This is a genomic window from Streptosporangium sp. NPDC004631 (assembly GCF_053601935.1).
In genome coordinates this window covers 45,516-68,275 of the sequence record NZ_JBSGCR010000019.1, presented here as the reverse complement: position 1 = coordinate 68,275, position 22,760 = coordinate 45,516, and the positions used below count along the sequence as shown (strand labels likewise).

Sequence of the window (22,760 nt, the reverse complement as noted above, 5' to 3'; positions counted from 1 at the left end):
CGCGGCCGGTCGTACTGTAGCTAGTCCTCGTCCTCGTTGTGGAGCCGGTGCCTGGCGGACAGCAGCTCGATCTCCGGGTGGAAGGCGATCAGACGCTCGCAGTCGTCCAGCACCGCGCCGCAGTTCGCGGCTGAGGCGGAGACGACGGCGATCCCGATCTCGGTACGGCGATGCAGATCCAGATGGCCGGTCTCGGCGACGGCCACACCCGGAAACCGTCGTTGCACCTCGGCGATGAGGGGACGCACCACAGAGCGTTTCTGCTTCAGCGAGCGAACGTCGCCGAGCAGGATGTCCAGTGTCAGAGCACCTACATACATGTTGAGTCATTCGCCACGGACGTCGCCGTGCGCCGGCGGCGCGGGGGCCGCCCGCCGGCCGAGGGCCCCGCCCACGAGGTGGGCGGGACCGACGACCGGCAGGCGATCCCCGGCCGGACCGGAGCATCAGGCGCGCGGCTTCTCCCGCATCTCGAACGTCTCGATGACGTCGTCGATCTTGATGTCGCTGTAGCCGACACCGATACCGCACTCGTAGCCCTCACGGACCTCGGTGGCGTCCTCCTTGAAGCGGCGGAGCGACGACACGGTGAGGTTGTCGGAGATGACGACCCCGCCACGGATGATCCGCGCCTTGCTGTTTCGGACGATCGTGCCCGAGCGGACCAGCGCACCGGCGATGTTGCCGATCTTCGGCACCTTGAAGACCTCGCGGACTTCGGCGGTGCCCATCTGGACCTCTTCGAACTCCGGCTTGAGCATGCCCTTGAGGGCCGCCTCGATCTCCTCGATCGCCTGGTAGATGACCGAGTAGTAGCGGATGTCGACGCCCTCGCGCTCGGCCAGGTCGCGCGCCCGGACCTCGGGGCGCACGTTGAAGCCGATGATGACGGCGTTGTCGTCCGCGACAGCCAGGTTGACGTCGTACTCGGTGATCGCACCGACGGCGCGGTGGAGCACCCGCAGGCGCACCTCCTCGCCAACGTCGATCTTGAGCAGCGCGTCCTCAAGGGCCTCGACCGAACCGGAGACGTCACCCTTGATGATGAGCTTGAGCTCGTCGACCTGGCCCTTCTCCATCTCGCTGAAGAGCTCTTCGAGGGTGCGGCGACGGCCGGACCTGGCCATGTCCGCGATGCGCTTGCGCGCCGCGCGCTGCTGGGCGATCTGGCGCGCCATCCGGTCGTCGGTGACGACGATGAAGTTGTCACCGGCCCCCGGAACCGCGGTCAGACCGAGCACCTGCACCGGACGGGACGGGTCGGCCTCGTCGATCGACTTGCTGGTGTCGTCCAGCATCGCCCGGACGCGGCCGAACGCCTCGCCGCAGACGATCGAGTCGCCGACCCGGAGCGTGCCGCGCTGGACCAGCACGGTCGCGACCGGACCCCGGCCCTTGTCGAGGTGCGCCTCGATGGCGACGCCCTGGGCGTCCATCGTGGCGTTGGCCCGCAGGTCGAGCTCGGCGTCCGCGGTGAGCAGGATGGCCTCAAGCAGGTTCTCGATGCCGATCCCGTTCTTGGCGGAGATGTCGACGAACATCGTGGTGCCGCCGTACTCCTCGGCGACCAGGCCGTACTCGGTGAGCTGGGCACGGACCTTGCCCGGGTCGGCGCCCTCCTTGTCGACCTTGTTGACCGCGACCACGATCGGCACGTCGGCCGCCTGGGCGTGGTTGAGCGCCTCGATGGTCTGCGGCTTCACACCGTCGTCGGCCGCGACCACCAGGACGGCGATGTCGGTGACCTTGGCACCACGGGCACGCATGGCGGTGAACGCCTCGTGACCCGGGGTGTCGATGAAGGTGATTCTCCGGTCCTCACCCTCGTGCACGGTGGAGATCTGGTAGGCACCGATGTGCTGGGTGATGCCACCGGCCTCGCGGGCCACCTCGTTGGTGTGCCGGATGGCGTCGAGCAGCTTGGTCTTACCGTGGTCGACGTGACCCATGACGGTCACCACCGGCGGACGCGCGACCAGGTCACCCTCGTCGCCCTCGTCCTCACCGAACTCGATGTCGAAGGACTCAAGAAGCTCGCGGTCCTCCTCCTCCGGGCTGACCACAAGCAGGTTGTAGTCCAGCTCGGCGGCGAGCAGCTGCAGCGTCTCCTCGTTGACCGACTGCGTGGCGGTCACCATCTCGCCGAGGTGCAGCATGATCTGCACCAGGGACGCCGGGTTCGCGCCGATCTTGTCGGCGAAGTCCGCCAGCGAGGCGCCGCGCGACAGGCGGATCGTCTGACCGCCGCCGCGGGGAGCCTGCACGCCACCGATCGCCGGGGCCTGCATGTTGTCGAACTCTTGACGCCGCTGACGCTTGGACTTGCGGCCACGTGTCGGGCGTCCGCCCGGACGGCCGAAGGCGCCGGCCGTACCGCCACCGCGGCCACGGCCACCGCCGCCGGGACGGCCGGCGAAACCGCCACCGCCACCACCGGGGCCACCGGTTCCGGTGCCCGGACGGCCCGCGCCGCCACCGCCACCGGGACGACCGGCGAAACCGCCGCCACCACCGGGACGGCCACCGCCGCCACCGGGACGGCCCGCACCGCCACCGCCGCCGGGACGGCCCGCGCCGCCACCGCCGCCGGGACGACCCGCGCCACCGCCGCCACCGGGACCGGCGGGCCGGCCCTGGGGCATCATCATCGGGCTGGGACGGGGACCGCCGGGACGCGGACCACCCGCACCGGCGCCACCGCCCGGACGCGGACCACCCGCACCGGGGCCCGGACGCGGGCCCGCGGATCCGGGCGGACCCGAACGGGCCGCGGGCGGCCGGGGACCGGCACCGTCGCGCTGCCCCTGCTCGCGGGGACCGCGGTCCTCACGGGGACCACCGGGACGCGGACCCCGGTCACCGGGGGCCCCGTCACGACCGCCGGGACGCGGCGGACGGGCCTGGCCCATGCCGCTGGCGTTCGACGAGAACGGGTTGTTGCCGGGACGCGGGCCCCGGGGACCGGGACGCGGACCGGGCTTGGGCCCGGCGCCGGACGCGCCCGCACCGGGGCGGGAACCGCCCGTGGGGGCTCCGCCGCCGGAACCGCCACCCGAGGGACGGCCCTCCGGACGCGCGGCCTCGGGACGGGACGCCGGTCCCGGACGCGGGGCCGGTCGCGGGCCCGGCTTGGGGCCGGACGCCGCGGGACGCGGAGCCTCGAAACGCGGCGGCTGGACCGGTGAGGGCTGCTGCTGCGCCTGCGGGGGCTGTGCCTGCTGCTGAGGCTGCGCCTGCTGGGGTTGGGGAACCGCCGGCGGGACCTGCGGCGCGGGGGCCGCGGGACGCGCCGCCGGACCGGGCCTGGGCCCCGGCCTGGGGGCCGGTCCCGGCTTGGGAACCGATGCCGGTGCCGCGGGGGCACCGTTTCCGGCCTGGCCACCGGCCGGCCGGGGGGCCGCCTGCGGCGGCTTGGGCGTCCTGTTGCCGCCCCTGTCGGACGAGCCCCTGGAGGGGCCGCCCAGAGCTTCCGTGAGCCTGCGGACTACCGGTGCTTCGATAGTCGAGGACGCCGAACGCACGAACTCGCCCATCTCCTGGAGCTTGGCCATAACGACCTTGCTCTCCACACCGAACTCCTTGGCGAGCTCGTATACCCGGACCTTCGCCACTGCACTCCCTTACTCGGCCCGGGAGGCTGTGCCGCCGGACCGTCGTTACGTAGACGTACTCATCGCCGCATGCTCATCAGGCGCTCATAGCTATCTGACCAGCCCATCAACTCGGCGTCCTACATGACAGTCGGTAACCATTTCACCCGATCCTTTCGACATGAAGCTCTTCCAGGTGTGCTCGCACTCGCGACAGATCAAGCGGAACCGCGACGCGAAACGCACGCGGAAACGCTCGACGACGCTCTGCGAGTTCGAGACAGCTCAGGGAGGGATGCAGTGAAGCACCACGTCCCTGGAGCCGTCGTCGCAGGTCGGGGACTATAACGCCCTCGACCTGAACCAGGCGGAGCAGCTCGGAGGAAACCGTGCGAACCCGGCAGCCCACACATGTTCTCAGTGGGGCGGCCTGGCCACCGTATTCCAGCTTACCTTGTGGACGCATCCGCGGAACCGGCCGCATCCCCCGCCGGTGTATCGGGACGGATGTCGATACGCCAGCCGGTAAGGCGATTCGCCAGCCGGGCGTTCTGCCCTTCCTTACCGATCGCCAGCGAAAGCTGGTAGTCGGGCACGGTCACACGGGCCGCGCGGCCGTCGGCGTCGATCACCTCGACATGGGAAACACGGGCGGGCGAGAGGGCATTCCCCACGAACTCCGCCGGGTCCTCCGACCAGTCGATGATGTCGATCTTCTCGCCGTGCAGCTCGGCCATGACGTTCCGCACCCGCGAACCCATCGGGCCGATACAGGCGCCCTTGGCGTTCACTCCCTGCCGCCGCGAACGCACCGCGATCTTGGTCCGGTGCCCGGCCTCCCGGGCGATGGCGGCGATCTCGACCGTACCGTCGGCGATCTCCGGCACCTCCAGGGCGAAGAGCTTCTTCACCAGGCCGGGGTGGGTCCGCGACAGCGTCACCGACGGCCCCTTGTGGCCCTTCTTGACCTGGACCACGTAGCAGCGGATGCGCTCGCCGTGGATGTACTCCTCGCCGGGCACCTGCTCGTTGTGCGGCAGGACCGCCTCGATCTTGCCGAGGTCCACCAGGACGACCCGGGGGTCCTTGCCCTGCTGGATGACCCCGGCCACGAGCTCGCCCTCACGACTGGCGAACTCACCAAAGTTGATCTCGTCCTCGGCGTCCCTGAGCTGCTGCAGGATGACCTGCTTGGCGGTGGTCGCCGCGATGCGGCTGAAGTTGCCCGGGGTGTCGTCGAACTCCCTGAGCACCTCCCCGCTCTCGTCGTCGAGCTCGGCAGCAAAGATCGTCACATGCCCGGATTGCCGGTCGAGTTCGGCGCGCGCCTTGGCCGCCGCCCCCTCGCTCCGGAAGTAAGCGATCAGCAGCGCGTCCTCGATCGCCTTGACGACCAGGTCGAAGGAGATGTCCTTCTCCCGCTCCAGGCTGCGCAGGACGCTCATGTCGATGTCCACGAAGCTCCCCCCTTAGCCTTCGTCGCCGTCTTCGCCGTCGTCTTCGGCGTCGTCCAACCGGCGGAATTCCACCTGCACCCGGCCTCGGGCCAGGTCTTGATACTCGATGCGGCGCGGCGCGCCGGCGATGTCCAGCTCCACGCCGCCCTCATCCGCGGCGACGATCCGGCCCTCCACGGAGGTGCCGTCCCGTAGGTCGGCCTTGACCAGCCTCCGGACCGCCCGGCGCCAGTGACGCGGCTCGGTGAGCGGGCGGTCGACCCCCGGAGAGGAGACCTCCAGCACGTACGGGGTGGCCCCCATCGTGTCACCGGCGTCCAGCGCGGCGGAGACCGCGAGACTGACCTCGGCCACGTCGTCCAGGCTCACCCCGCCGTCACGGTCGACGACGACACGCAGCAACCGCCGCTTGCCCGCCGGTGTGACCGTGACGTCCTCCAAGTCGAGCCCTTCGGCCCCCACAACAGGTTCCAGAAGCTTCATCAGGCGGTCGCGGGATGTGGCGCTGCCCATGCCGACCTCCCATTGTCACGATCTCATGCCGGGCGGACCTCGCCCTTGCGGTTCACCAGCCTATCCACACCGGGACGTGGAAAGAGCGCCACTCGGCACGGCGGTGCCGCCCGAGAAGCGAGGTGATCGCCATTCCAAGCCCGTACGATGCTAGATGCGTCAACAGCTCCACCCATAACCGGAGGTCGTCCGTGCGTTCCGTCTCCCGGCGTGCCCTGCTGCGGGGCGGCGCTCTCGGGGTGGCCGCCGTGACCGTGACCGCGTGCGCCACCAGGAGGCCGGAGCGTCTCGCGGCCGAGCCCCCCGACCCGGAGACGGTGCTGATCAAGCAGTTGATCGCGGCCAAGGAGCGGACCGTCGCGCTCTACTCCTCGGCGGCCTCCGTCAAGCTGGCGCCCTTCAGGGAACGGCACGAGGCCCATCTCGCCGAGCTCCGCCGCCGGCTGCCCCCCGACGCCGCACCGGCCGAACGGTCCTCGCCGTCACAGTCGTCGCCGTCCCCGGCGCCGGACGCCCAGGACCCGGGCCGGAAGGTGTCGCTGCGGACCCTGCGCGAGCTGGAACGCAGGGCGGCCGCACTGCGTGCGCGACAGCTCGACGGGGTCTCCCCCTCGCTGGCCCAGCTGATCGCCTCCATCGGCGCCTGCGAGGCCGCGCACGCCCTCGCCCTGTCGAGGCCGCTGTGACGGCCGCCCAGAGGCCCGGCGCCCCGCAGGCGAGCGCCCTCGGTCTCGGCCCGGCCCGGACGGCCGCCCGGGGGCCCGGTGCGCCGACGACCGATCAGGGTCTCGGTACGGCCCTGGCCGCCGAGCACGCGGCCGTCTACGCCTACGGGGTCATCGGCGCCAGGACCACGGGCGGCCTCCGCGTCACCGCGACGGCCGCCTTCAACGCCCACCGGGCCCGCCGGGACCAGCTCCGCACGCTCATCACCGCGCGCGGCGGCACCCCCGCCGAGCCGAGCCCGACCTACGGTCTCCCGGTCATCCCGTCCACCCCCGACGAGGCCGTGGAGCTGGCCGTGCTGGTCGAGCGAGGGGTGACGGCCGCCTACCTTGAGCTGGCCGCCTCGTCGGACGCGGCCGTCCGGCGGATGGCCGCGCTGGCCATGCAGGAGTGCGTCACCCGCTCGTACGGCCTGCGCCCGGAGATCGAGCCCTTCCCCGGCATGCCCTCGGCCCCCACCCCCGCGACGCCCACGGCCCCCTCCCCGCCCCCGGGGTCGTGACCGGAGCCCCGCCGGCGGGCGGGGCGGATCGGGGGGCCGGGCGGGTCAGCCTCGGCAGGCCGCCAGGACCCGGTCGGCGGCCTCGGCGACGGGGATCTCCTCCTTGACCCCGGTGACGCGGTCGCGCAGTTCGGCGACCCCCTGGGCGAGACCCCGGCCGATGATCAGGATCGTCGGCATGCCGAGCAGCTCGGCGTCCTTGAACTTCACGCCGGGGGAGACCCCGGCGCGGTCGTCCACCAGCACGCGCAGGCCGCGGGCCTGGAGGTCCTCGGCGATCCGGACGGCGACCCCGATCTGGTCGTCCTTGCCGGTGCCCACGATGTGGACGTCCGCGGGGGCGACCTCGCGGGGCCAGACCAGGCCCAGCTCGTCGTGCCTCTGCTCGGCGAGCACGGCCACCGCCCGGGAGACGCCGACGCCGTAGGAGCCCATGGTGACGCGGATCGGCTTGCCCTCGGGGCCGAGGGCGTCGAGCTTCGCGGCGTCGGCGTACTTGCGGCCGAGCTGGAAGATGTGGCCGATCTCGATGCCCCGGTCGATGGACAGGCCCGAGCCGCAGACCGGGCAGGCGTCACCGGCCCGGACCTCGGCGGCCTCGATCGTGCCGTCGGCGACGAAGTCGCGGCCGACGACCACGCCCACGGCGTGCCTGCCGGGCTCGTTGGCGCCGGTCACCCAGGCGGTGCCGTCGACCACGCGGGGGTCGACGAGGTAGCGGATGCCAAGGTCCTTGAGCACCTGCGGGCCGATGTAGCCGCGGACCAGACCGGGATGCCTGGCGAAGTCCTCGGCCTCGAAGATGACGGGCTCGCCGGGGGCCAGGGCAGCCTCCAGCCGCTTGAAGTCCACCTCGCGGTCGCCGGGCACGCCGACGACCAGCGTCTCGGTCTTGGCGGCACCGGGGGTGACGACCTTGACCACGATGTTCTTGAGCGTATCGGCCGCGGTGACGCCCAGGCCGTGGTGCTCGTTGACGTGGCCGACCAGCGACTCGATCGTCGCGGTGCCGGGGGTGTCGAGCACTCGCAGGGCGGGCCGCTCCCCGGTGACCGCGGCGGGCGCCGGGGTGGTGACGGCCTCGGCGTTGGCCGCGTAGCCGCAGCGGTGGCAGGCCACGAAGGTGTCCTCGCCGGTGGCGGCCGGGGCGAGGAACTCCTCGGAGGCCGAGCCGCCCATCGCGCCCGACGTGGCGAAACAGATCTTGTAGGCGATGCCGAGGCGGTCGAAGATCCTGATGTAGGTCTCGCGGTGCCGCTCGTAGGAGCGCTTGAGACCGTCGTCGTCCAGGTCGAAGGAGTAGGAGTCCTTCATGACGAACTCACGGCCGCGCAGGATGCCGGCGCGGGGGCGGGCCTCGTCGCGGTACTTCGTCTGGATCTGGTAGAGGGTCACCGGGTAGTCCTTGTAGGAGGAGTACTCCCCCTTGACCATGTCGGTGAACATCTCCTCGTGGGTGGGACCGAGCAGATAGTCGGCGCCCTTGCGGTCCTTGAGACGGAAGAGCGTGTCGCCGTACTCCGTCCAGCGGCCGGTGGCCTCGTAGTACTCGCGGGGCAGCAGGGCGGGGAAGAGCACCTCCTGGCCGCCCATGCGGTTCATCTCCTCACGCACGACGCGCGCGACGTTCTCCAGAACCATCTTGCCGAGCGGCAGCCAGGAGTAGACGCCGGGTGCGACACGACGGACATAACCGGCGCGGACGAGCAGCTTGTGGCTCGGGACTTCCGCGTCTGCCGGGTCGTCCCTCAGCGTTCGAAGAAACAACGACGACATGCGCAGCAGCACGGCTACTCCTAGCTAGCAGGGATCGACAACCTACAGGCTATCGACTCGCGCAACCGGGTTGACTGCCGTCGGGGGCAGGGCGGGGGGCCGCGCCGGGCACGGGCGTGGATCCGGGCGGCGGTCAGAGGCCCGCCGCGAACACGAACACGGTGCAGGCGACGATCAGCGCGACGAACGCGGAGCGGGCCAGTCCGCCCCGCCCGCGCAGCACGAGCAGCAGCCCCAGCGCGAGGGCGCCCACGACCATGGTGTTCCACGGCCAGAACCCCGAGACGTACTCCAGGCCGCCGGGCGCGGTCTTGTCGAGGCCGTCGATCGCGACGGTCCCGGCCAGCGTGCCGGCCGCGACGTCGGCCCACATGTCGTCGCGGCCGGTGAAGTAGGCGAGAACTCCGAGGGAGGTGAGCGTGAGAAGCGCGAGGTTCATTATGGGGCCGTTGGTGCCGAGGCTGAAGAAGCCGGCGTCCGGCCCGAACAGGGAGGCGACCAGCAGCGAGACAAACGGCCCGAGGGTCGCCAGGGCGCTCGCCAGCACCGCCCAGCCGAGGCCGGAGGCGGTGCGTCCCACCACGACCACGAGCAGGACATAGGCGTAGGGCTCGTAGATCGAGTAGACCAGGCCGGGCCCGTGGGCGAGCAGCGCGCCGACGGCGCCGAGCACCATGCCCACGACGAGCGAGAGCACCATGTGCAGCATGATCGCCCGATTGTGCCGATCCCCCTCGGCGTAGTCGAGCGCGTAGTGGTGTTCCACCAAACCGATGATCCCCCGATCGTGCCGGCTTGTGGCCGTGAACCGTGCGGGCTTGTGGCCACGAGAAGCATATCTGACCTGCAATAACCCACAAAACATGACAAAATTGACCCAACAAGCGATCGCTTGGCTTCATCGCCCGCGCACCGGCGCCCCCTCCCCGCGGCCCGCCCGCGCGCGAGGTCCGGAGAGTCCGGAGAGAAGGCCGGAGTGTGAGTCATCTCGGTTACGTTCGGCCCCGTTCGCCGCGCCATCCTGGCAGGACGCATCCCCGGTGATACAGAATCATGTTCAGGACAGTCTGCGACTGGGAGGCGAAGTGTCACTGAAAGTCGCGATTGTCGGTTCGGGACCCGCCGGTATCTACACGGCCGAGGCGCTGATGAAGCAGGCCCCCGGCGCCGTCGAGGTCGACGTGCTGGAGCGGCTGCCCACGCCCTACGGCCTCGTGCGCTACGGCGTGGCCCCCGACCACACCTCGATCAAGTCGATCGCGGACTACCTGCGCCGGGTCCTTGAGCTGCCGGGCGTCCGCTTCCTGGGCGGCGTCGAGCTCGGCGGGCACGTCGGGGTGGCGGACCTCCTCGGCTGCTACGACGCCGTCGTCTACTGCACCGGCGCGATGGTGGACCGGCGGATGGGCATCCCCGGCGAGGACCTGCCGGGGAGCGTGGCGGCCACCGACTTCGTGAACTGGTACTGCGGCCACCCCGACGTGCCCGCCGACCGCTTCGTCCTCGACAGCCCGGAGGTGGCGGTGATCGGCGTGGGGAACGTGGCGGTGGACGTGGTGCGCGTCCTCGCCAAGACCGCCGAGGAACTGCGCGCCACGGACGTGCCCGAGGAGGTGCTGACCCGGCTGGCCGGCAGTCAGGTGAAGGCCATCCACATGATCGGCCGCAGGGGTCCCGAGCACGCCAAGTTCACCCTGAAGGAGCTGCGGGAGCTGGGCGGGCTGGCCAACGCGGACGTGTGCGTGCGACCCGAGGAGTCGGCCGCCGACCTCACGGAGGCGTCACGGCAGATCCGGGGGAACGTCGAGGTCCTGCAGAGCTGGGCCGCCCGCAGGCCGGTGGGCCGCCCCCGGCGGCTGGACGTGCGGTTCTGGATGCGGCCGGTGGAGATCCTCGGCGAGGACCGGGTGGAGGCGCTCAGGCTCGAACGGACCCGTCTGGCCGGGGGCCGGGTCGTGGGCACCGGCGAGTTCGAGACGCTCCCGGTCGGCATGGTGCTGCGCTCGGTCGGCTACCGGAGCGTGCCGCTGCCGGGCGTCCCGTTCTCCGAGTCCACCATGACCGTGCCGAACGAGGCCGGCCGGGTGCGCGACCGCGAGTACGTGGCGGGCTGGCTCAAGCGCGGCCCCACCGGGGTGATCGGCACCAACAAGTCCGACGCCGCCGAGACGGTCCGCACCCTGCTGGCCGACCTCGCCGGCCGGGAGCCCGTACACCACGCCGACCTGGAGGCGCTCCTCGCCTCGCGGGGCGTCTCCCCCGTCACCTACGAGCAGTGGCTGTCCATCGAGGCCGCCGAGGCCGCCCTGGCCAGGACGCTGAACCGGGGCGAGCGCGTCAAGCTCGTCGGCCTCGCGGCGATGCTCGACGCGCTCAACCGGTGACCGCCCCGGGAGGCGCTCACCTCCGTCATCACCGTCAGTCGATCAGGGCCCGCCACTCGCGGACCCGCCGGGCGTCGACCGGATCGGCCCACGACGCCCGTACCGCGCCGCCGATGTGGAAGGCCCGCACGCCGTACTCCAGCAGCGCCGGGACATGGCTCGGCCTGAGCCCTCCGCCCGCCAGGATCAACGGGCCGTCGCCGGCCTCGCACCTGGTCTTGAGCACCGCCAAACCGTCCGCCACGCCACCGGGAGCGCCCGAGGTGAGCACGGTGGCGAGGTTGGGCAGCAGCCGGATCGCGCGCCAGCCGGCCTGGATGTCGGCCGCGTGGTCGACCGCCCGGTGGAACGTCCAGGGCAGCGGGGCGACGGCGTGGATGAGCGCCTCGGTGGCCACCAGGTCGACGGCCCCGGCCGAGTCGAGGAAGCCGAAGACGAACCCCGCGGCGCCCGCCTCGGCCAGGGCCTTGACGTCACACCGGAGGCTCTCCAGTGAATCGGGCCGAGCCAGGAACGAGGGCTCGGCCCGCAACATCACCATCTGCGGCAGCGCACACCTCTTGGAGATCGCCGCGACCGTCTCCGCCGCCGGGGTGAGCCCGCCGGACGCCACGTCGACGACGACTTCCAGGCGGTCGGCTCCGCCCTCTTCGGCCGCGACGGCGTCACGCGCGTTGAGCGCGATCACCTCAAGCAAGGATCCGGTCATGGGGTGAGGCTATCGGATGACTTTGTCCTGGGATCGCCGTGGTTCAGACATGCTCCGCCACGGAGGATCCCCGGCTGCTCTCGGAGGATTCCGGACGCTGCGCCGACGGCTCACGAGACTCCACCGACGCCCCACGGCGGTCCACGAACGGCAGCGCGGTTCCGAAGGCACCGCCGCGCAGGCCGCCGGCCCGCTGGAACAGTGCTCCCGAAGCGCGGTGCGGAAGGTCGACCGTGCGGAGGTGGGTGAAACGCTGGCCCCGATAGTAGTCCTGGAGTCCGGGGTTGTCCTTGGAACAGTCAAGCCGGAGCCAGCGCCTTCCCGTCGCCAGTACGCGCAGGCCGGCCCAGTCGAGCAGCGCCTGGCCGAGACCCCGGCCGGAGCAGCCGCGCGCCACGGACAGCTTGTGGACGTAGAGCGCCGATCCGGGCACGTCCTCGGCGGCCCAGAACTCGGGGTCGGCGTGGCCGTCCAGGGCGATGGTGGCCACGGGCCTCTCCTCGCCGTCCAGCAGGTACATGCTGCCCTCCTCGATCAGCGGGGCGATGCGCTCGGCGGGGAAGCCCCCGACGGGCCACTGCCGTACGCCCCGGCCGTTCAGCCAGCCGGCGGTCTCCGCGAGAAGCGCGAGCACTCCCGGGAGGTCGGCCTCGACGGCCCTGCGCAGGGTGAGCGGACGCGCGGTGACGGAGTTGACGGTGTTCGAGTGCATGGTTCATCCCTTCGTCGCACGGGGTGCGTGAATGGACACGGAGAGTGGCCGAACAATGGCGCACGACATCCATGCCTGGCCCAGGCGGAACGCCTAGGGGTCTTGAGGGAGCGGCGAAACGGCGCCGCGCCTACCCGCCCGGCGAGCGCGGCCCGATGGTCGCCCGCGGCGCGGGCAGAGAGGGGGCCGGCCCGTCAGGGCGGTCACGGAAACGTCAACGGCTTTCCAGCTCGTATCTGATCAGGTGCTTGTCGGCCGGGAGCACCGACACCGCGACCCGCACGGGGGCGTCGTTCTCGTCGTAGCCGACCCGGATGTAGACGACCACCGGCGTGCCCGACTGGAGCTGGAGTCGCTCGGTCTCGGAGCTGTTGGGCATACGCGCCCAGATGTCGTCCACCATGCGGACCTGCAGATGGCCGAGCTCGGCCAGCACCCTGTTGGCTCCGCGCATGATGTCGCCGGGCCGGGTGATCTCGGAGTCGGCGACCAGCGCCAGCGGAAAGTAGGAGTCGTTGGTGTTGTACGGCTGGCCGTCCACGAACCGCAGCCTGCGGCGGACCACGGCGAGCTCGTCGTCGGCCAGTCCCAGCCGGCTGGCGATGTCCTCGGCCGGATGCACGATCGAGACCTCGATGTTCTGGCTCGGCACGCGCCCCTCCTGGGAGACGGCCCAGGCGAACGCCTCCCTGGTCTCCTCCGGCTGCGGCTGGAGCTCTCGCTGGGGGTGGATGAGCAGGGGGCGGCGCTCCCTGACCACGGTGCCCCTGCGCGGGGTACGGGTGATCAAACCCTCGTTGACCAGCTCACCCAGGGCGAGCCGCACGGTGTTGCGGCTGACCTGATGCACCGTCATGAGTTCCACTTCGGTCGGCAGCTGATCCCCCGGGCCGAGCGCACCGGAGTAGATGGTCCTCCGAAGCTCGGAGGCCACCAACTGATACAGCGTTGACCGCGCCATTTAGTCCCCTTTGTGCCAACAAAACTAGACGATCTGGTTCTACCGGGGAACAGCCTCTTGACCCAACCTCTATCTACCCGCATTATCCAATCGTTGGTACAAAACCATCGAAAGGTCGGCGAGGGGGTGGGGGTCGATGCTGTCGGTCCGTCTGGGGGCGTCAGATCCGCCGGGGCGCGGCCCTCACGAGGCAACGGGTCCACTGCGCTACCCGTTGCGTCGCCACGACCTCACCCGTACGCATCAGAGCGACGGGGGCGAGCTGTCGATGCTTTCCGCACCGACAGATCTCACCGTATGGTGTAGAAACGGGCTTTTTATCTGGAATGGGGAGAGGCGGGAGACCCCTCATCCGGCCGGTGATCCGGCCGGGACGGCGCGCCTCATCTCATGGCACCACCGGAGGTCGATCTCCGGTGACGACCCCTTCGAGGAGGGCGCGGTTCCCCAGGTCCGCGCCTCTCCCGTCACCGGCTCCGTGCGCGTCTAGACGGTGCGAGGACCCCAACCCTCGCCGGGGTCCTCGCACCACCGCGCCGGGGAAGAGCGCGTCCTGGCGGGTCCCCCACGCCCGCCAGGACGCGCCTTCATCTCCGGGCACCCCGGGCACGCGGGCCGTCTCCCCGGAATCCATGACGGACTTCGAGACCTCCCGAGCGCCCTGGAACACCCCGAACGTCTCTGATCCCCGAGCCTTCCTATGGATCGTCTGAGGGCTCCCGCGCGACCGTGGGATCTCCGGGCGGCCCCCGCGCGGCGGCTCCGCGCTCCGGCACGCCACGAACACCGTGGGACACCGTGCGACGCCCCGGCGGCCCGGACCGATCCCGGGATCGCCCACCGATGACGGCGGGAAGCCCCCGGGCACGCCGAGTCATCCCGCCGGCGTCCCCGCCGCGTCATGATCGGTGACCGGCCGCGCCCCCGTCCCATCCCCGCGGGTAAGAGCGCGGACGGCGGGAAAGGATGTAGCCGGACGACGGACGGCGGTGGACAGGATCATCACCTCGGCACCGTCTCGACTGCCACCGGCGCCGTCCCGCCCCGATGAGACGGCCCCGGTGACGCGGCCGACCCCGTGCAGGTCTCCCTCCGAGAGGAACCCCCCGTGCGTGTTGACCGGCAGCGCACCGCCGGACGCCTTGGCGCCGAAGGCGAGGTACGGCCGGCCCGGCCGATGAAGCAGGACACCCACCCGCGCACCGTCCCCGGGGGGCGGGAAATCCCTCCCGACATCCCTCCCGACGGAGACGTCACGCGCCGTGACCCGCCCCAGGACCCGCCGGAGGAGACCTGCGACCCCCTCCAGACCGTGGACGACCGGTGGTTCCGCACCGTGCTCGGGCACTTCGCGACCGGCGTCGTCGCCATCACCGCCGTGGAGCCCGGCAACGACGAGCCGTGCGGCCTGGTCGCCAACTCCTTCACCTCGGTCTCGCTGGATCCCCCGCTGATCGCCTTCTGCGTGGCGCACACCAGCACGAGCTGGCCGCGGCTGCGCGCCGCCAAGATCCAGACCGTCAACGTGCTCGCCGAGCACCAGCGGCCGATCTGCGCCGCGCTGGCGAGCAGGGCCGGCGACAAGTTCGCCGACCTCGGGTGGACCGGCTCCCCCGCGGGCAACCCGGTGATCGACGGCGCACTGGCCTGGATCGACTGCTCGGTCGAGGCGGAGCACCCGGCGGGCGACCACCTCATCGTCGTCGCCAGGGTCCACGACCTCGGCGTCCACGCCGACGGCGGCCCGCTGGTCTTCTTCCGGGGTGGCTACGGCCGGTTCCAGCCGTGAGCCACGGGCCACTCCGGCCCGCGAGACGGCCGAGAAGAGACCGGCGGCACGGGGACGAAGGCGGGGAGACGGCGGACGACGCGGAGACAGGATCATGGAATGCGGGAGACAATCGCCCCATGCGATTCGGGATCCTGGGCACCACGCGGGCCTGGCGTGACGACGGGGACGAGGTGCCCCTCGGCGGCCCGGCCCGGCGCGCGCTGCCGGCCCTGTTGCTCACCGATCCCGGCGAGGTGGTGACGGCCGACCGCCTGATCGACGACCTCTACGGGGCGCGGGCACCGGACGGGGCCGCGCACGCCCTGCGGTCACAGGTGTCCCGGCTCCGGCAGGCCCTCGGCCGGGATGCCGTCATCGAACTCGCCCCCGCGGGCTACCGGCTCGCCGCCGACCCCGGAGACGTCGACGCCCACCGTTTCAGACGACTGTCCGACGAGGGGCGGCTCGCCCTCGGGGACGGGAACCCCGGCCGGGCCTCGATACTCCTGCGTGAGGCCCTCGGCCTGTGGCGGGGCCCCGCGCTGGCCGACGCGGTGGAGGCCGGGTCCGTCCAGGCTCGGATCATGGAGTTGGAGGAGCGGAGGCTCGGCACCCTGGAGGGCCGGATCGAGGCCGACCTGCGGCGAGGCGAGCACCGGGCCGCCGTACCGGAGCTGCGGGAGCTGGTCGGCCGTCACCCGCTGCGGGAAAGGCCGCGCGGCTGGGTGACCGTTTCCGCCTGCTGTCACGCGGCAGCCGTACGGCGGAGGCCAGGCACCGGACGCTCCGGGCGGTCGTGGCGTGGAGCTGGGACCTGCTGTCCGAGGCCGAGCGGGTGATGGCCGCCCGGGTGACGGTGTTCTCCGGCGGCGCGACCGCCGAGGCCGCGGAGCGCGTCTGCGGGGTTCCCGACGCGGAGGACGTGCTGGACTCACTCGTCGACTCGAATGGCTGGAGATCCTCTCCGCCGAGCACGAGAACCTCCAGGCCGCCCTGCGCCGGGCCGTCGAGTCCGGGGAGATCGCGCTCGCGCTCAGGCTGCTCGCCTCGCTGTCGTCGTATCTGTGGATGCGCGGCATGCGCACCTCGCCGACGGCGCAGGCCGTCACCCTCCTGGACATGATCGGCGACAGCCCGCCGCAGGGGCTCGGGGACGAGTACGTCCTGTGCGCCCTGCACGCGGCGGCCGGTGAAACCGGCCGGGAGGAGTGGGAACGCCACCGGCGGACGGCCGCGTCGATCGTCGTCGATCCGGACCGGCCGCACCGCCACCCGGTCGTCACCCTCCTCTGGCCGATGGTCGACGCCGGTGCGGAAGACCTCCGGGCCACGCTCTCGGTGATCGCCCGGGGGGAGGCCGGCAGCGACCCCTGGGAGCGGGCCGTCGTCCACCTGCTCTGGGGATATCCGCAGCTCGGCGGCGGAGATCTGGTACGGGCCGAGCACGAGTTCACCTCGGCCGCCGACGCCTTCCGATCGCTGGGCGACCGGTGGGGCACGGCGCTGGCCCTGGACGCGCTGGCCGGACTGGCCGGGCTGCGCGGCGACTATCGCGTCCGCGCCGCCCAGGCCGGGCGGACCACACCGGTGGCACAGATCGGACAGTCGCCCCAGGCCGGGCGGGTGACACAGGCCGGGCAGGCGGCGCAGGCCACGCCGACCGCACCGGCCCCACCAACCGCCCCCGCCGCATCGGCCGGCACCGACTCGGCGGACGCCGGTCTCTCGGCGGCGCGCGCCGACTACGAGCGGGCCGCGGAGATCGCACGCCGCGCGGGCAGCACCACCTACCTGGCCGCGGCGCTGCGCGGCCTCGGCGACATCGCGCGGTTGGAAGGCGATCCGGCCGGGGCGCGGCGGCTGTACGAGCAGGCGCTGGAGCGGTTCGAGACGCACTGGGTGAAAAGCGCGGGGAGCCGGACGGGAGCGCTCTTCGGCCTCGGCAGGATCGCCGAGGACGGCGGCGACCTGGAGAAGGCCCGCCGGCTGCACCGGCAGGCCGTCGAGGTCACGGTGAAGACGGGGGCGACCACCGAGAGCACCCGCCCGTTCGAGGCCCTGGCGGGGATCGCGCTGCTGGAGGGCGACGCCTCGGCCGCGGCCATGCTGCTCGGCGCGACCGTCGCCCTGCGGGGGGTGTTCGTGGAGGACGACCCCGACGTCTCCCGGACGGCCGCCGCCGCGCGGGCGGCCCTGGGCGACGAGCGCTACGAGGCCCTGCACCGCCGGGGAGCGCGGCTCTCCCGGACAGACGCGCTCCGCCTGGCCGGGATATCCGAGTCCGTCATCCGATCGTCACCGATCAACGCCGTCGCCGGACACGGCCTGAGCCGCAACCGCGCCCGGTGAGCCCGCACCGCACGGGTCACCACACCGCCCCCACGCGGTGAGGGGGCGGTGAGGGGGCGGTGAGCCCCGCCGGACAGGGTCGCTGACATGGACACCACAGCGCGGCTCAAGAACAAGGACATCCTGATCTCGGGGGCGGGCGTCGCCGGCCCGGCGCTGGCCTACTGGCTGCACCGTCACGGATTCACCCCCACGGTGGTGGAGCGGACGCCCGCCCTCCGCGACGGCGGCTACGCGGTCGACTTCCGGGGCGAGGCGCACCTCACCGTGCTCGACCGGATGGGCATCCTGGCCGACGTGGAGCGTGAGCGGACGAACATGGGGGCGATGTCGTATGTCAACAGCACGGGCAAGCTGAGCTACGACCGCCACGACGACGATCAGCAGAGGAGGATCCTCGCCGAGGCGTTCGCCGGGATCGGCTGGGAGACTCCCCGGCTGCTGGAGGCCATGTGGGAGGCGCCGGACTTCTACTTCGACTCGATCAGCCAGGTCCACATGGAGAGCTGGTCACGGGGCCGGGCCGTACTCCTCGGGGACGCCGCCTGCTGCGCCTCGCCTCTGTCGGGCATGGGAACCGGCCTGGCCATGGTCGGGGCCTACGTCCTCGCCGGGGAACTCGCCGCTGCGGGCGGCGACCACCGCGTGGGCTTCGCCCGCTACGAGGAGGCCATGCGCGACTACGCAACGGGCTGCCAGAAGTCGGGGGAGGGAGTGGACAGGTGGATGGTTCCCGAGAACCGGTTCATCGCCTGGTTCATGAACCAGAACTACAGGCTCCTGCCATATGTGCCGTGGAAGGGGCTGATCGCCAAGAGCGTCCGGAAAACGGCGAGCGCCATCACCCTGAAGGACTACGGGCACCGGTCCGCCGTACCGTCCCGGAACCGGAGATGAGCCTGCCACGGCGGGCGCCACAGGTGCGGCCCGCCGTACGTCTCCCACCATAAGACCATTACTGGGAAGGGGTCATTAATGATCCCTGGCGGTGCCCTTTCACTGGCTTTTCATCTCATCGTATCTCGCGCATTCTAGGGCAGTGATCCCTCCTGCCGATAAATGTTTCGGGGCGGCTCGGCGGAGAAACTGGAAACAATCCACCGAAGAGCCGGGAGAGAAATGACGGTAAATCATGTGACCGAGGTGGGGCGGCGCTTGTACACGGCCGCCGCGGCCCTCGCGCTCGTCCTGTCGGCCGCCCTGACGACGGCTCCGCCCGCCGCGGCCGACACCACGGTCGGCTGCGACGACACACTGACCGCCAATGTCACCCTAACCGCCGACCTGACCTGCGCCAATGGTTCGCTGACGATCGACGCCGACAACGTGACCGTCGACCTCGCCGGCCACACCCTCACCGGGGTCGTCCTCAGGATGACCAAACACGGGGGCCTGACCGTGAGGAACGGCACCATCACGGGGGTCGAATACGGCCTCTGGCTCATGGACGGCGGCACTGTGGCCCTGTCCGGAGTGCGCCTTGTCGGCTCGAAGGTGAAAGCAACCGGTCAGACGGCTCTGGCCGTCGGCGGGACACCCCACACCTGCCTCCTGGAGGGGGCGTACGTCATCGACGGCTCACTGACGATCGACAACTGCACCGTGCACGGCGCTGTCGGCGCCTTCGACGGGGACGGGGTGCTGGCGGTGCGGTCGAGCGTCCTCACCAACGGCTCCCTGGCCGTCAACCAGGCGGACAACGGGGTCATCACCGGAAACGTCTTCGACGACTTCCCGGTATCGGTCGTCGGAGACTCCCGTAACACCCTGCTGCGGAACAACGTCTTCAAGAACGCCGGCACCGGTCTTGAGCTCGACTATGTGTCCACAGCGGCGATCACCGTCGAGTACAACCTCTTCACGAAGAACTCCGTCGGCCTGAGCGTCCCGCAGCGCTTCTACAACATAAACGTGAGAAAAAACCTGTTCGCCGGCAACCGCGTGGCCGGGATGAACATCTACAACAGGTTCCCGCGCCTCAACCCCTATCCGGTGTCCGAGAACGTCTTCCTGGGCAACGGCCACTCACCCGGCGGAACCACCGACAGGGCGGGCAACCCCGTCCAGGGCGGCATTCACCTCCTGATCGACGACCCTCGGTATCCGATCACCCTGACCCGCAACACCGGAGCGGGCAACGCCGGACCCCTCATCTGGGCACCACCCGGCCAGGTGGTCGACGGCGGCGGCAACAAGGGCCCCTGCGCCCCACAACCCAACCCCGACCTCACCTGCACCTGAGCCCCCCGCTACGCCTCCGAACGGAAATACGGCCCCGAACGAGAGTACGGCTCCCGCCCACCGCGGCGAGAGCCCTACCCGTCCGACCGGGGAGTCTCCGGACAGGTCCCCGCCTGCTCGCCGCCCTCCGCCCACGGTGGGCCCCGTGCCGTTACGCGTGGGCCCGGCGGCGCTCGGACAGCGGAACGGCCGTCCCCCTCCCAGCCAACCCCCGCCCCTCCTCGATGAGGGCGGTGATCCATCCCGCCGATGAATGTTTCGGGGTGGCTCGACGGAGAGGCCGGAAACAATCCATCGAAGAGTCGGGAGAGAAATGACCGTAAACCACACGGTGAAAACGGGACGGCGGCTGCGCACCACGGCCGCGACCCTGGTGCTCGTCCTGCTGACCGCCCTGACGACGGCCCTGCCCGCCGCGGCCGACACCACGGTGAACTGTGGCGACACCCTCACCGCCGACGTCACCCTCACCTCCGACCTGACCTGCTCCAGCTATGGCAGCCTGACGGTCGACGCCGACAACGTGACCGTCGACCTCGCCGGCCACACCCTCACCGGAGCCGGCATCGACATCGACGGGCACGTGGGCCTGACCGTGAAGAACGGCACCATCACCGGCATCTCAAACGGCCTCTACGCCACCGGGGGCGCCTCCGTGACATTCTCCGGCGTGCGCCTCGTCGGAGCGAAAGTGCTGGCACGGGGCAACCGCACGCTGGTCGCCATCAACGGAACCCCCAGAACCTGCCTCGTCGAGGGGGTGTCCGCCGCGAAGTACATCGGGTTGACGATCGACAACTGCACCGTGCACGGCGACGTCAGCACCTTCGACGGATACACGCCGCTGGCGGTGCGGTCGAGCATCCTGACCAACGGCTCCCTGAACATCGCCGCGGCGAACAACGGCGTCATCACCGGAAACGTCTTCGACAACTTCCCGGTGAGGGTCATCGCGCTCTCCCGCAACACCCTGCTGAGAAACAACGTCTTCAAGAACGCCGGCACCGCTCTTGAGCTCGACTATGTCGACAGGCACGCGATCACGGTCGAGTACAACGTTTTCAACGGCAACTCCATCGGCCTGGGCATCCAGCGGTTCGACGGCATAGACGTGAAAAGGAACCTGTTCACCGGCAATCGCACCGCCGGAATCTTCATGAACAACAACCTTCCGCCTCGCAACCCGTACCCGATCGCCGAGAACGTCTTCCTGGGCAACGGCCGCACCCCCAGTGGGGTCACTGACCAGGAGGGAAACCCGGTCCAGGGCGGCATCCACATCCGCAGCATCTCGGCCGACCCCAGCCGCCCGAACCTGATCACCCTGACCCGCAACACCGGCGCGGGCAACGCCGGACCCCTCATCTGGGCACCACCCGGCCAGGTGGTCGACGGCGGCGGCAACAAGGGCCCCTGCGCCCCACAGCCCAACCCCGACCTCACCTGCACCTGAGCCCCCGCTACGCCTCCGAACGGAAATACGGCCCCGAACGAGAGGTACGGCTCCCGCCCACCGCGGCGAGAGCCCTACCCGTCCGGCCGGGGAGCCTGGCGAGCCACTCCCGGTTGGTGCGTTCCAGATCTGTGACGCCTCCTGTGTGGCGAAATTTCGCTCCGTACCTCTAACGTGCGCATCATGACCACCGATGGGCGCTCAGCCCACATTCTCAACGTCCTGATCACCGAGTTCGGCGAATCCATCAGGCGTGATCCGGCAGCCTTCCGGCGCAAGTTCCGGAAGATGGCCGCGTCCCCCTTCGCCTTCTACCGGGGCAGCGCCAGCCTGTTCTACGCGGACATGACCGGGGCCTTCGCCTGCGAGGACTTTCTCGACGACCAGACCCGCCGGGTGTGGATCCACGGCGATCTGCACGCCGAGAACTTCGGCACCTACATGAACGCCTCGGGTGTGCTGGTCTTCAACGTCAACGACTTCGACGAGGCCTACGTCGGCCCCTACGTCTGGGATCTCAAGCGGTTCGTGGCCAGTGTCGCGCTCATCGGCTACGCCAAGGCCCTGTCGGACCAGGTGATCACCGAACTGGTGACCGAGTTCGCCCACGCCTACCTCACCGAGCTGACCGGCATCTCGGAGGGCGGGGACGACGCGATCGGCTCGCTGACGCTGGAGACCACCACCGGTGTGCTCCATCGGGTCCTGCAGATCGCCCGGTTGAACACCCGGGTGGCGCTGCTGGACACGGAGACCACGATCGACGACTTCGACCGCAGGTTCGCCGCCCTGGAAGGCCGTTACCCGGTCGACGAGGACACCCGGCACGCGGTGGAGGCGGCCTTCCGGGACTATCTGACCACGCTCCCCTCCGTCTCCGAGGTCGAGCACAAGATCAAGGACTTCGCGCTCCGCACCGGGGTCGGCATCGGCTCGGCGGGACTGCCCTCCTACAACATGCTCCTGGAGGGCCACACCCAGGCCCTGGAGAACGACGTCATCCTCTACATGAAACAGGCGCAGGTTCCGGCCGTGGCCCGGTACATCACCGACGAGAAGGTGCGCGACTACTTCAAGCACCAGGGGCACCGTACGGCCGAGTCGCAGCGGGCCCTGCAGGCGTACGCCGATCCCTGGCTCGGCTACACCACGTTGAACGGCGTCGGCCAGCTTGTCGCCGAGGTCTCCCCCTACTCCGCCGACCTCGACTGGGGCGACGTCAACGAGCCGGACGAACTCGCCTCGGTGATCCGCGACCTCGGCCGGGCCGTGGCCCGCATGCACTCGGTGGCCGACGACGAGTCCAGCCACGACCTGGTGGACTTCTCCACCGAGGACGCGATCGTGACCGTGATCGGCGGCGACACCGACGGCTTCACCGGGATGCTGGTCGACTTCGCCCACGCCTACGGCGCGCGGGCCAGGACCGATCACCACCTCTTCGTCGACCTGTTCCGCAACGGCCGCCTCCCCGGCCTCTGAGCGCTCGGTCTCCGAACGCGCGAAAGCCCGGTACGTACCCGGTGTGAGGTGACGCCGACGGCGAAAGCCCGGCGGCACGGCCGGATTCCTCCCAGCCGAATTTCCTGTCAGCCGGGCCCCGCATCGTGGGCCGG

The 22,760-nt window shown here is 70.8% G+C and carries 20 protein-coding genes; 10 read left to right on the top strand and 10 right to left on the bottom strand.

Annotated elements, in window-relative coordinates; translation table 11 throughout:
- Positions 1 to 20: 20 nt before the first annotated feature.
- From ACWEF2_RS19915 to rimP, 5 genes are all read right to left on the bottom strand, one after another.
- Entirely contained in the window at positions 21 to 320 is a 300-nt protein-coding gene (locus ACWEF2_RS19915) for a DUF503 domain-containing protein (RefSeq protein ID WP_453817160.1), read from the bottom strand.
- Positions 321 to 446: 126 nt separating this feature from the next.
- A complete protein-coding gene (infB, locus tag ACWEF2_RS19910) occupies positions 447 to 3,611 on the bottom strand; it encodes a translation initiation factor IF-2 (RefSeq protein ID WP_453817158.1) in 3,165 nt (1,054 codons plus the stop codon).
- A 142-nt stretch (positions 3,612 to 3,753) separates the two neighbouring features.
- Positions 3,754 to 4,056 carry a YlxR family protein gene (locus tag ACWEF2_RS19905; protein WP_453817156.1) on the bottom strand — a complete coding sequence of 101 codons (303 nt, stop codon included), beginning with the start codon at positions 4,054 to 4,056 and terminating at the stop codon, positions 3,754 to 3,756.
- Complete coding sequence (gene nusA / locus ACWEF2_RS19900; RefSeq protein WP_355597621.1) at positions 4,040 to 5,035, bottom strand: transcription termination factor NusA; 996 nt, start codon at positions 5,033 to 5,035, stop codon at positions 4,040 to 4,042. Before nusA ends, ACWEF2_RS19905 begins: the two co-directional genes overlap by 17 nt.
- A 24-nt stretch (positions 5,036 to 5,059) precedes the next feature.
- The gene (rimP, locus tag ACWEF2_RS19895) at positions 5,060 to 5,560 is read right to left on the bottom strand and encodes a ribosome maturation factor RimP (RefSeq protein WP_453817154.1); all 501 of its coding nucleotides are present in this window, start codon (positions 5,558 to 5,560) and stop codon (positions 5,060 to 5,062) included.
- 191 nt (positions 5,561 to 5,751) lie between these two features.
- Between rimP and ACWEF2_RS19890 the strand changes: the two genes are divergently transcribed.
- Together ACWEF2_RS19890 and ACWEF2_RS19885 are read left to right on the top strand one after the other, a co-directional pair.
- Positions 5,752 to 6,246 (top strand): hypothetical protein, encoded by a 495-nt coding sequence (locus ACWEF2_RS19890; RefSeq protein ID WP_453817152.1) that lies wholly within the window; start codon positions 5,752 to 5,754, stop codon positions 6,244 to 6,246.
- Positions 6,243 to 6,788, top strand: coding sequence for a ferritin-like domain-containing protein (locus ACWEF2_RS19885; RefSeq protein WP_453817150.1), 546 nt, complete (start codon positions 6,243 to 6,245; stop codon positions 6,786 to 6,788). Before ACWEF2_RS19890 ends, ACWEF2_RS19885 begins: the two co-directional genes overlap by 4 nt.
- A gap of 45 nt (positions 6,789 to 6,833) precedes the next feature.
- Here ACWEF2_RS19885 and ACWEF2_RS19880 read toward each other — a convergent pair whose 3' ends face one another.
- The gene (locus ACWEF2_RS19880) at positions 6,834 to 8,576 is read right to left on the bottom strand and encodes a proline--tRNA ligase (protein ID WP_453817148.1); all 1,743 of its coding nucleotides are present in this window, start codon (positions 8,574 to 8,576) and stop codon (positions 6,834 to 6,836) included.
- A gap of 121 nt (positions 8,577 to 8,697) precedes the next feature.
- Positions 8,698 to 9,330 (bottom strand): hypothetical protein, encoded by a 633-nt coding sequence (locus tag ACWEF2_RS19875; RefSeq protein WP_453817146.1) that lies wholly within the window; start codon positions 9,328 to 9,330, stop codon positions 8,698 to 8,700.
- Between the two features lie 319 nt (positions 9,331 to 9,649).
- Here ACWEF2_RS19875 and ACWEF2_RS19870 point away from each other — a divergent pair, with 319 nt between their 5' ends.
- Positions 9,650 to 10,948, top strand: a complete 1,299-nt coding sequence (locus tag ACWEF2_RS19870) for an FAD-dependent oxidoreductase (protein WP_453817145.1) — start codon at positions 9,650 to 9,652, stop codon at positions 10,946 to 10,948.
- A 34-nt stretch (positions 10,949 to 10,982) separates the two neighbouring features.
- On the opposite strand, the gene ACWEF2_RS19865 is transcribed toward ACWEF2_RS19870, so the two are convergent.
- The 3 genes from ACWEF2_RS19865 to ACWEF2_RS19855 all read right to left on the bottom strand — a co-directional run bounded on the left by ACWEF2_RS19865 (position 10,983) and on the right by ACWEF2_RS19855 (position 13,330).
- Positions 10,983 to 11,657 (bottom strand): copper homeostasis protein CutC, encoded by a 675-nt coding sequence (locus ACWEF2_RS19865; RefSeq protein ID WP_453817143.1) that lies wholly within the window; start codon positions 11,655 to 11,657, stop codon positions 10,983 to 10,985.
- Positions 11,658 to 11,700: 43 nt separating this feature from the next.
- Positions 11,701 to 12,369 carry a GNAT family N-acetyltransferase gene (locus ACWEF2_RS19860; RefSeq protein WP_453817141.1) on the bottom strand — a complete coding sequence of 223 codons (669 nt, stop codon included), beginning with the start codon at positions 12,367 to 12,369 and terminating at the stop codon, positions 11,701 to 11,703.
- Between the two features lie 214 nt (positions 12,370 to 12,583).
- Complete coding sequence (locus tag ACWEF2_RS19855) at positions 12,584 to 13,330, bottom strand: GntR family transcriptional regulator (protein WP_453817139.1); 747 nt, start codon at positions 13,328 to 13,330, stop codon at positions 12,584 to 12,586.
- Between the two features lie 1,108 nt (positions 13,331 to 14,438).
- Between ACWEF2_RS19855 and ACWEF2_RS19850 the strand changes: the two genes are divergently transcribed.
- From ACWEF2_RS19850 to ACWEF2_RS19820, 7 genes are all read left to right on the top strand, one after another.
- On the top strand, positions 14,439 to 15,119 hold the full coding sequence (locus ACWEF2_RS19850; RefSeq protein WP_453817137.1) for a flavin reductase family protein: 681 nt from the start codon (positions 14,439 to 14,441) through the stop codon (positions 15,117 to 15,119).
- 119 nt (positions 15,120 to 15,238) lie between these two features.
- Entirely contained in the window at positions 15,239 to 15,940 is a 702-nt protein-coding gene (locus ACWEF2_RS19845) for an AfsR/SARP family transcriptional regulator (protein ID WP_453817135.1), read from the top strand.
- Entirely contained in the window at positions 15,903 to 17,450 is a 1,548-nt protein-coding gene (locus ACWEF2_RS19840; RefSeq protein ID WP_453817133.1) for a tetratricopeptide repeat protein, read from the top strand. Before ACWEF2_RS19845 ends, ACWEF2_RS19840 begins: the two co-directional genes overlap by 38 nt.
- 87 nt (positions 17,451 to 17,537) lie before the next feature.
- On the top strand, positions 17,538 to 18,347 hold the full coding sequence (locus tag ACWEF2_RS19835; RefSeq protein WP_453817131.1) for an FAD-dependent monooxygenase: 810 nt from the start codon (positions 17,538 to 17,540) through the stop codon (positions 18,345 to 18,347).
- Between the two features lie 258 nt (positions 18,348 to 18,605).
- A complete protein-coding gene (locus ACWEF2_RS19830; protein ID WP_453817129.1) occupies positions 18,606 to 19,691 on the top strand; it encodes a right-handed parallel beta-helix repeat-containing protein in 1,086 nt (361 codons plus the stop codon).
- 313 nt (positions 19,692 to 20,004) lie between these two features.
- On the top strand, positions 20,005 to 21,144 hold the full coding sequence (locus ACWEF2_RS19825; RefSeq protein ID WP_453817127.1) for a right-handed parallel beta-helix repeat-containing protein: 1,140 nt from the start codon (positions 20,005 to 20,007) through the stop codon (positions 21,142 to 21,144).
- Positions 21,145 to 21,327: 183 nt separating this feature from the next.
- Positions 21,328 to 22,626: a DUF2252 domain-containing protein gene (locus tag ACWEF2_RS19820; RefSeq protein WP_453817125.1), complete on the top strand. Its 1,299-nt coding sequence runs from the start codon at positions 21,328 to 21,330 to the stop codon at positions 22,624 to 22,626.
- Positions 22,627 to 22,760 lie beyond the last annotated feature (134 nt).

Excerpts from the sequence above, each read along its gene's own strand:
- rimP (WP_453817154.1), bottom strand. The coding sequence starts at position 5,560 with ATGGGCAGCGCCACATCCCGCGACCGCCTGATGAAGCTTCTGGAACCT.
- ACWEF2_RS19855 (WP_453817139.1), bottom strand. The coding sequence starts at position 13,330 with ATGGCGCGGTCAACGCTGTATCAGTTGGTGGCCTCCGAGCTTCGGAGG.
- ACWEF2_RS19860 (WP_453817141.1), bottom strand. The coding sequence starts at position 12,369 with ATGCACTCGAACACCGTCAACTCCGTCACCGCGCGTCCGCTCACCCTG.
- nusA (WP_355597621.1), bottom strand. The coding sequence starts at position 5,035 with ATGAGCGTCCTGCGCAGCCTGGAGCGGGAGAAGGACATCTCCTTCGAC.
- ACWEF2_RS19835 (WP_453817131.1), top strand. The coding sequence starts at position 17,538 with ATGGACACCACAGCGCGGCTCAAGAACAAGGACATCCTGATCTCGGGG.
- ACWEF2_RS19915 (WP_453817160.1), bottom strand. The coding sequence starts at position 320 with ATGTATGTAGGTGCTCTGACACTGGACATCCTGCTCGGCGACGTTCGC.
- ACWEF2_RS19865 (WP_453817143.1), bottom strand. The coding sequence starts at position 11,657 with ATGACCGGATCCTTGCTTGAGGTGATCGCGCTCAACGCGCGTGACGCC.
- ACWEF2_RS19820 (WP_453817125.1), top strand. The coding sequence starts at position 21,328 with ATGACCACCGATGGGCGCTCAGCCCACATTCTCAACGTCCTGATCACC.
- ACWEF2_RS19825 (WP_453817127.1), top strand. The coding sequence starts at position 20,005 with ATGACCGTAAACCACACGGTGAAAACGGGACGGCGGCTGCGCACCACG.
- ACWEF2_RS19905 (WP_453817156.1), bottom strand. The coding sequence starts at position 4,056 with ATGCGTCCACAAGGTAAGCTGGAATACGGTGGCCAGGCCGCCCCACTG.
- ACWEF2_RS19845 (WP_453817135.1), top strand. The coding sequence starts at position 15,239 with ATGCGATTCGGGATCCTGGGCACCACGCGGGCCTGGCGTGACGACGGG.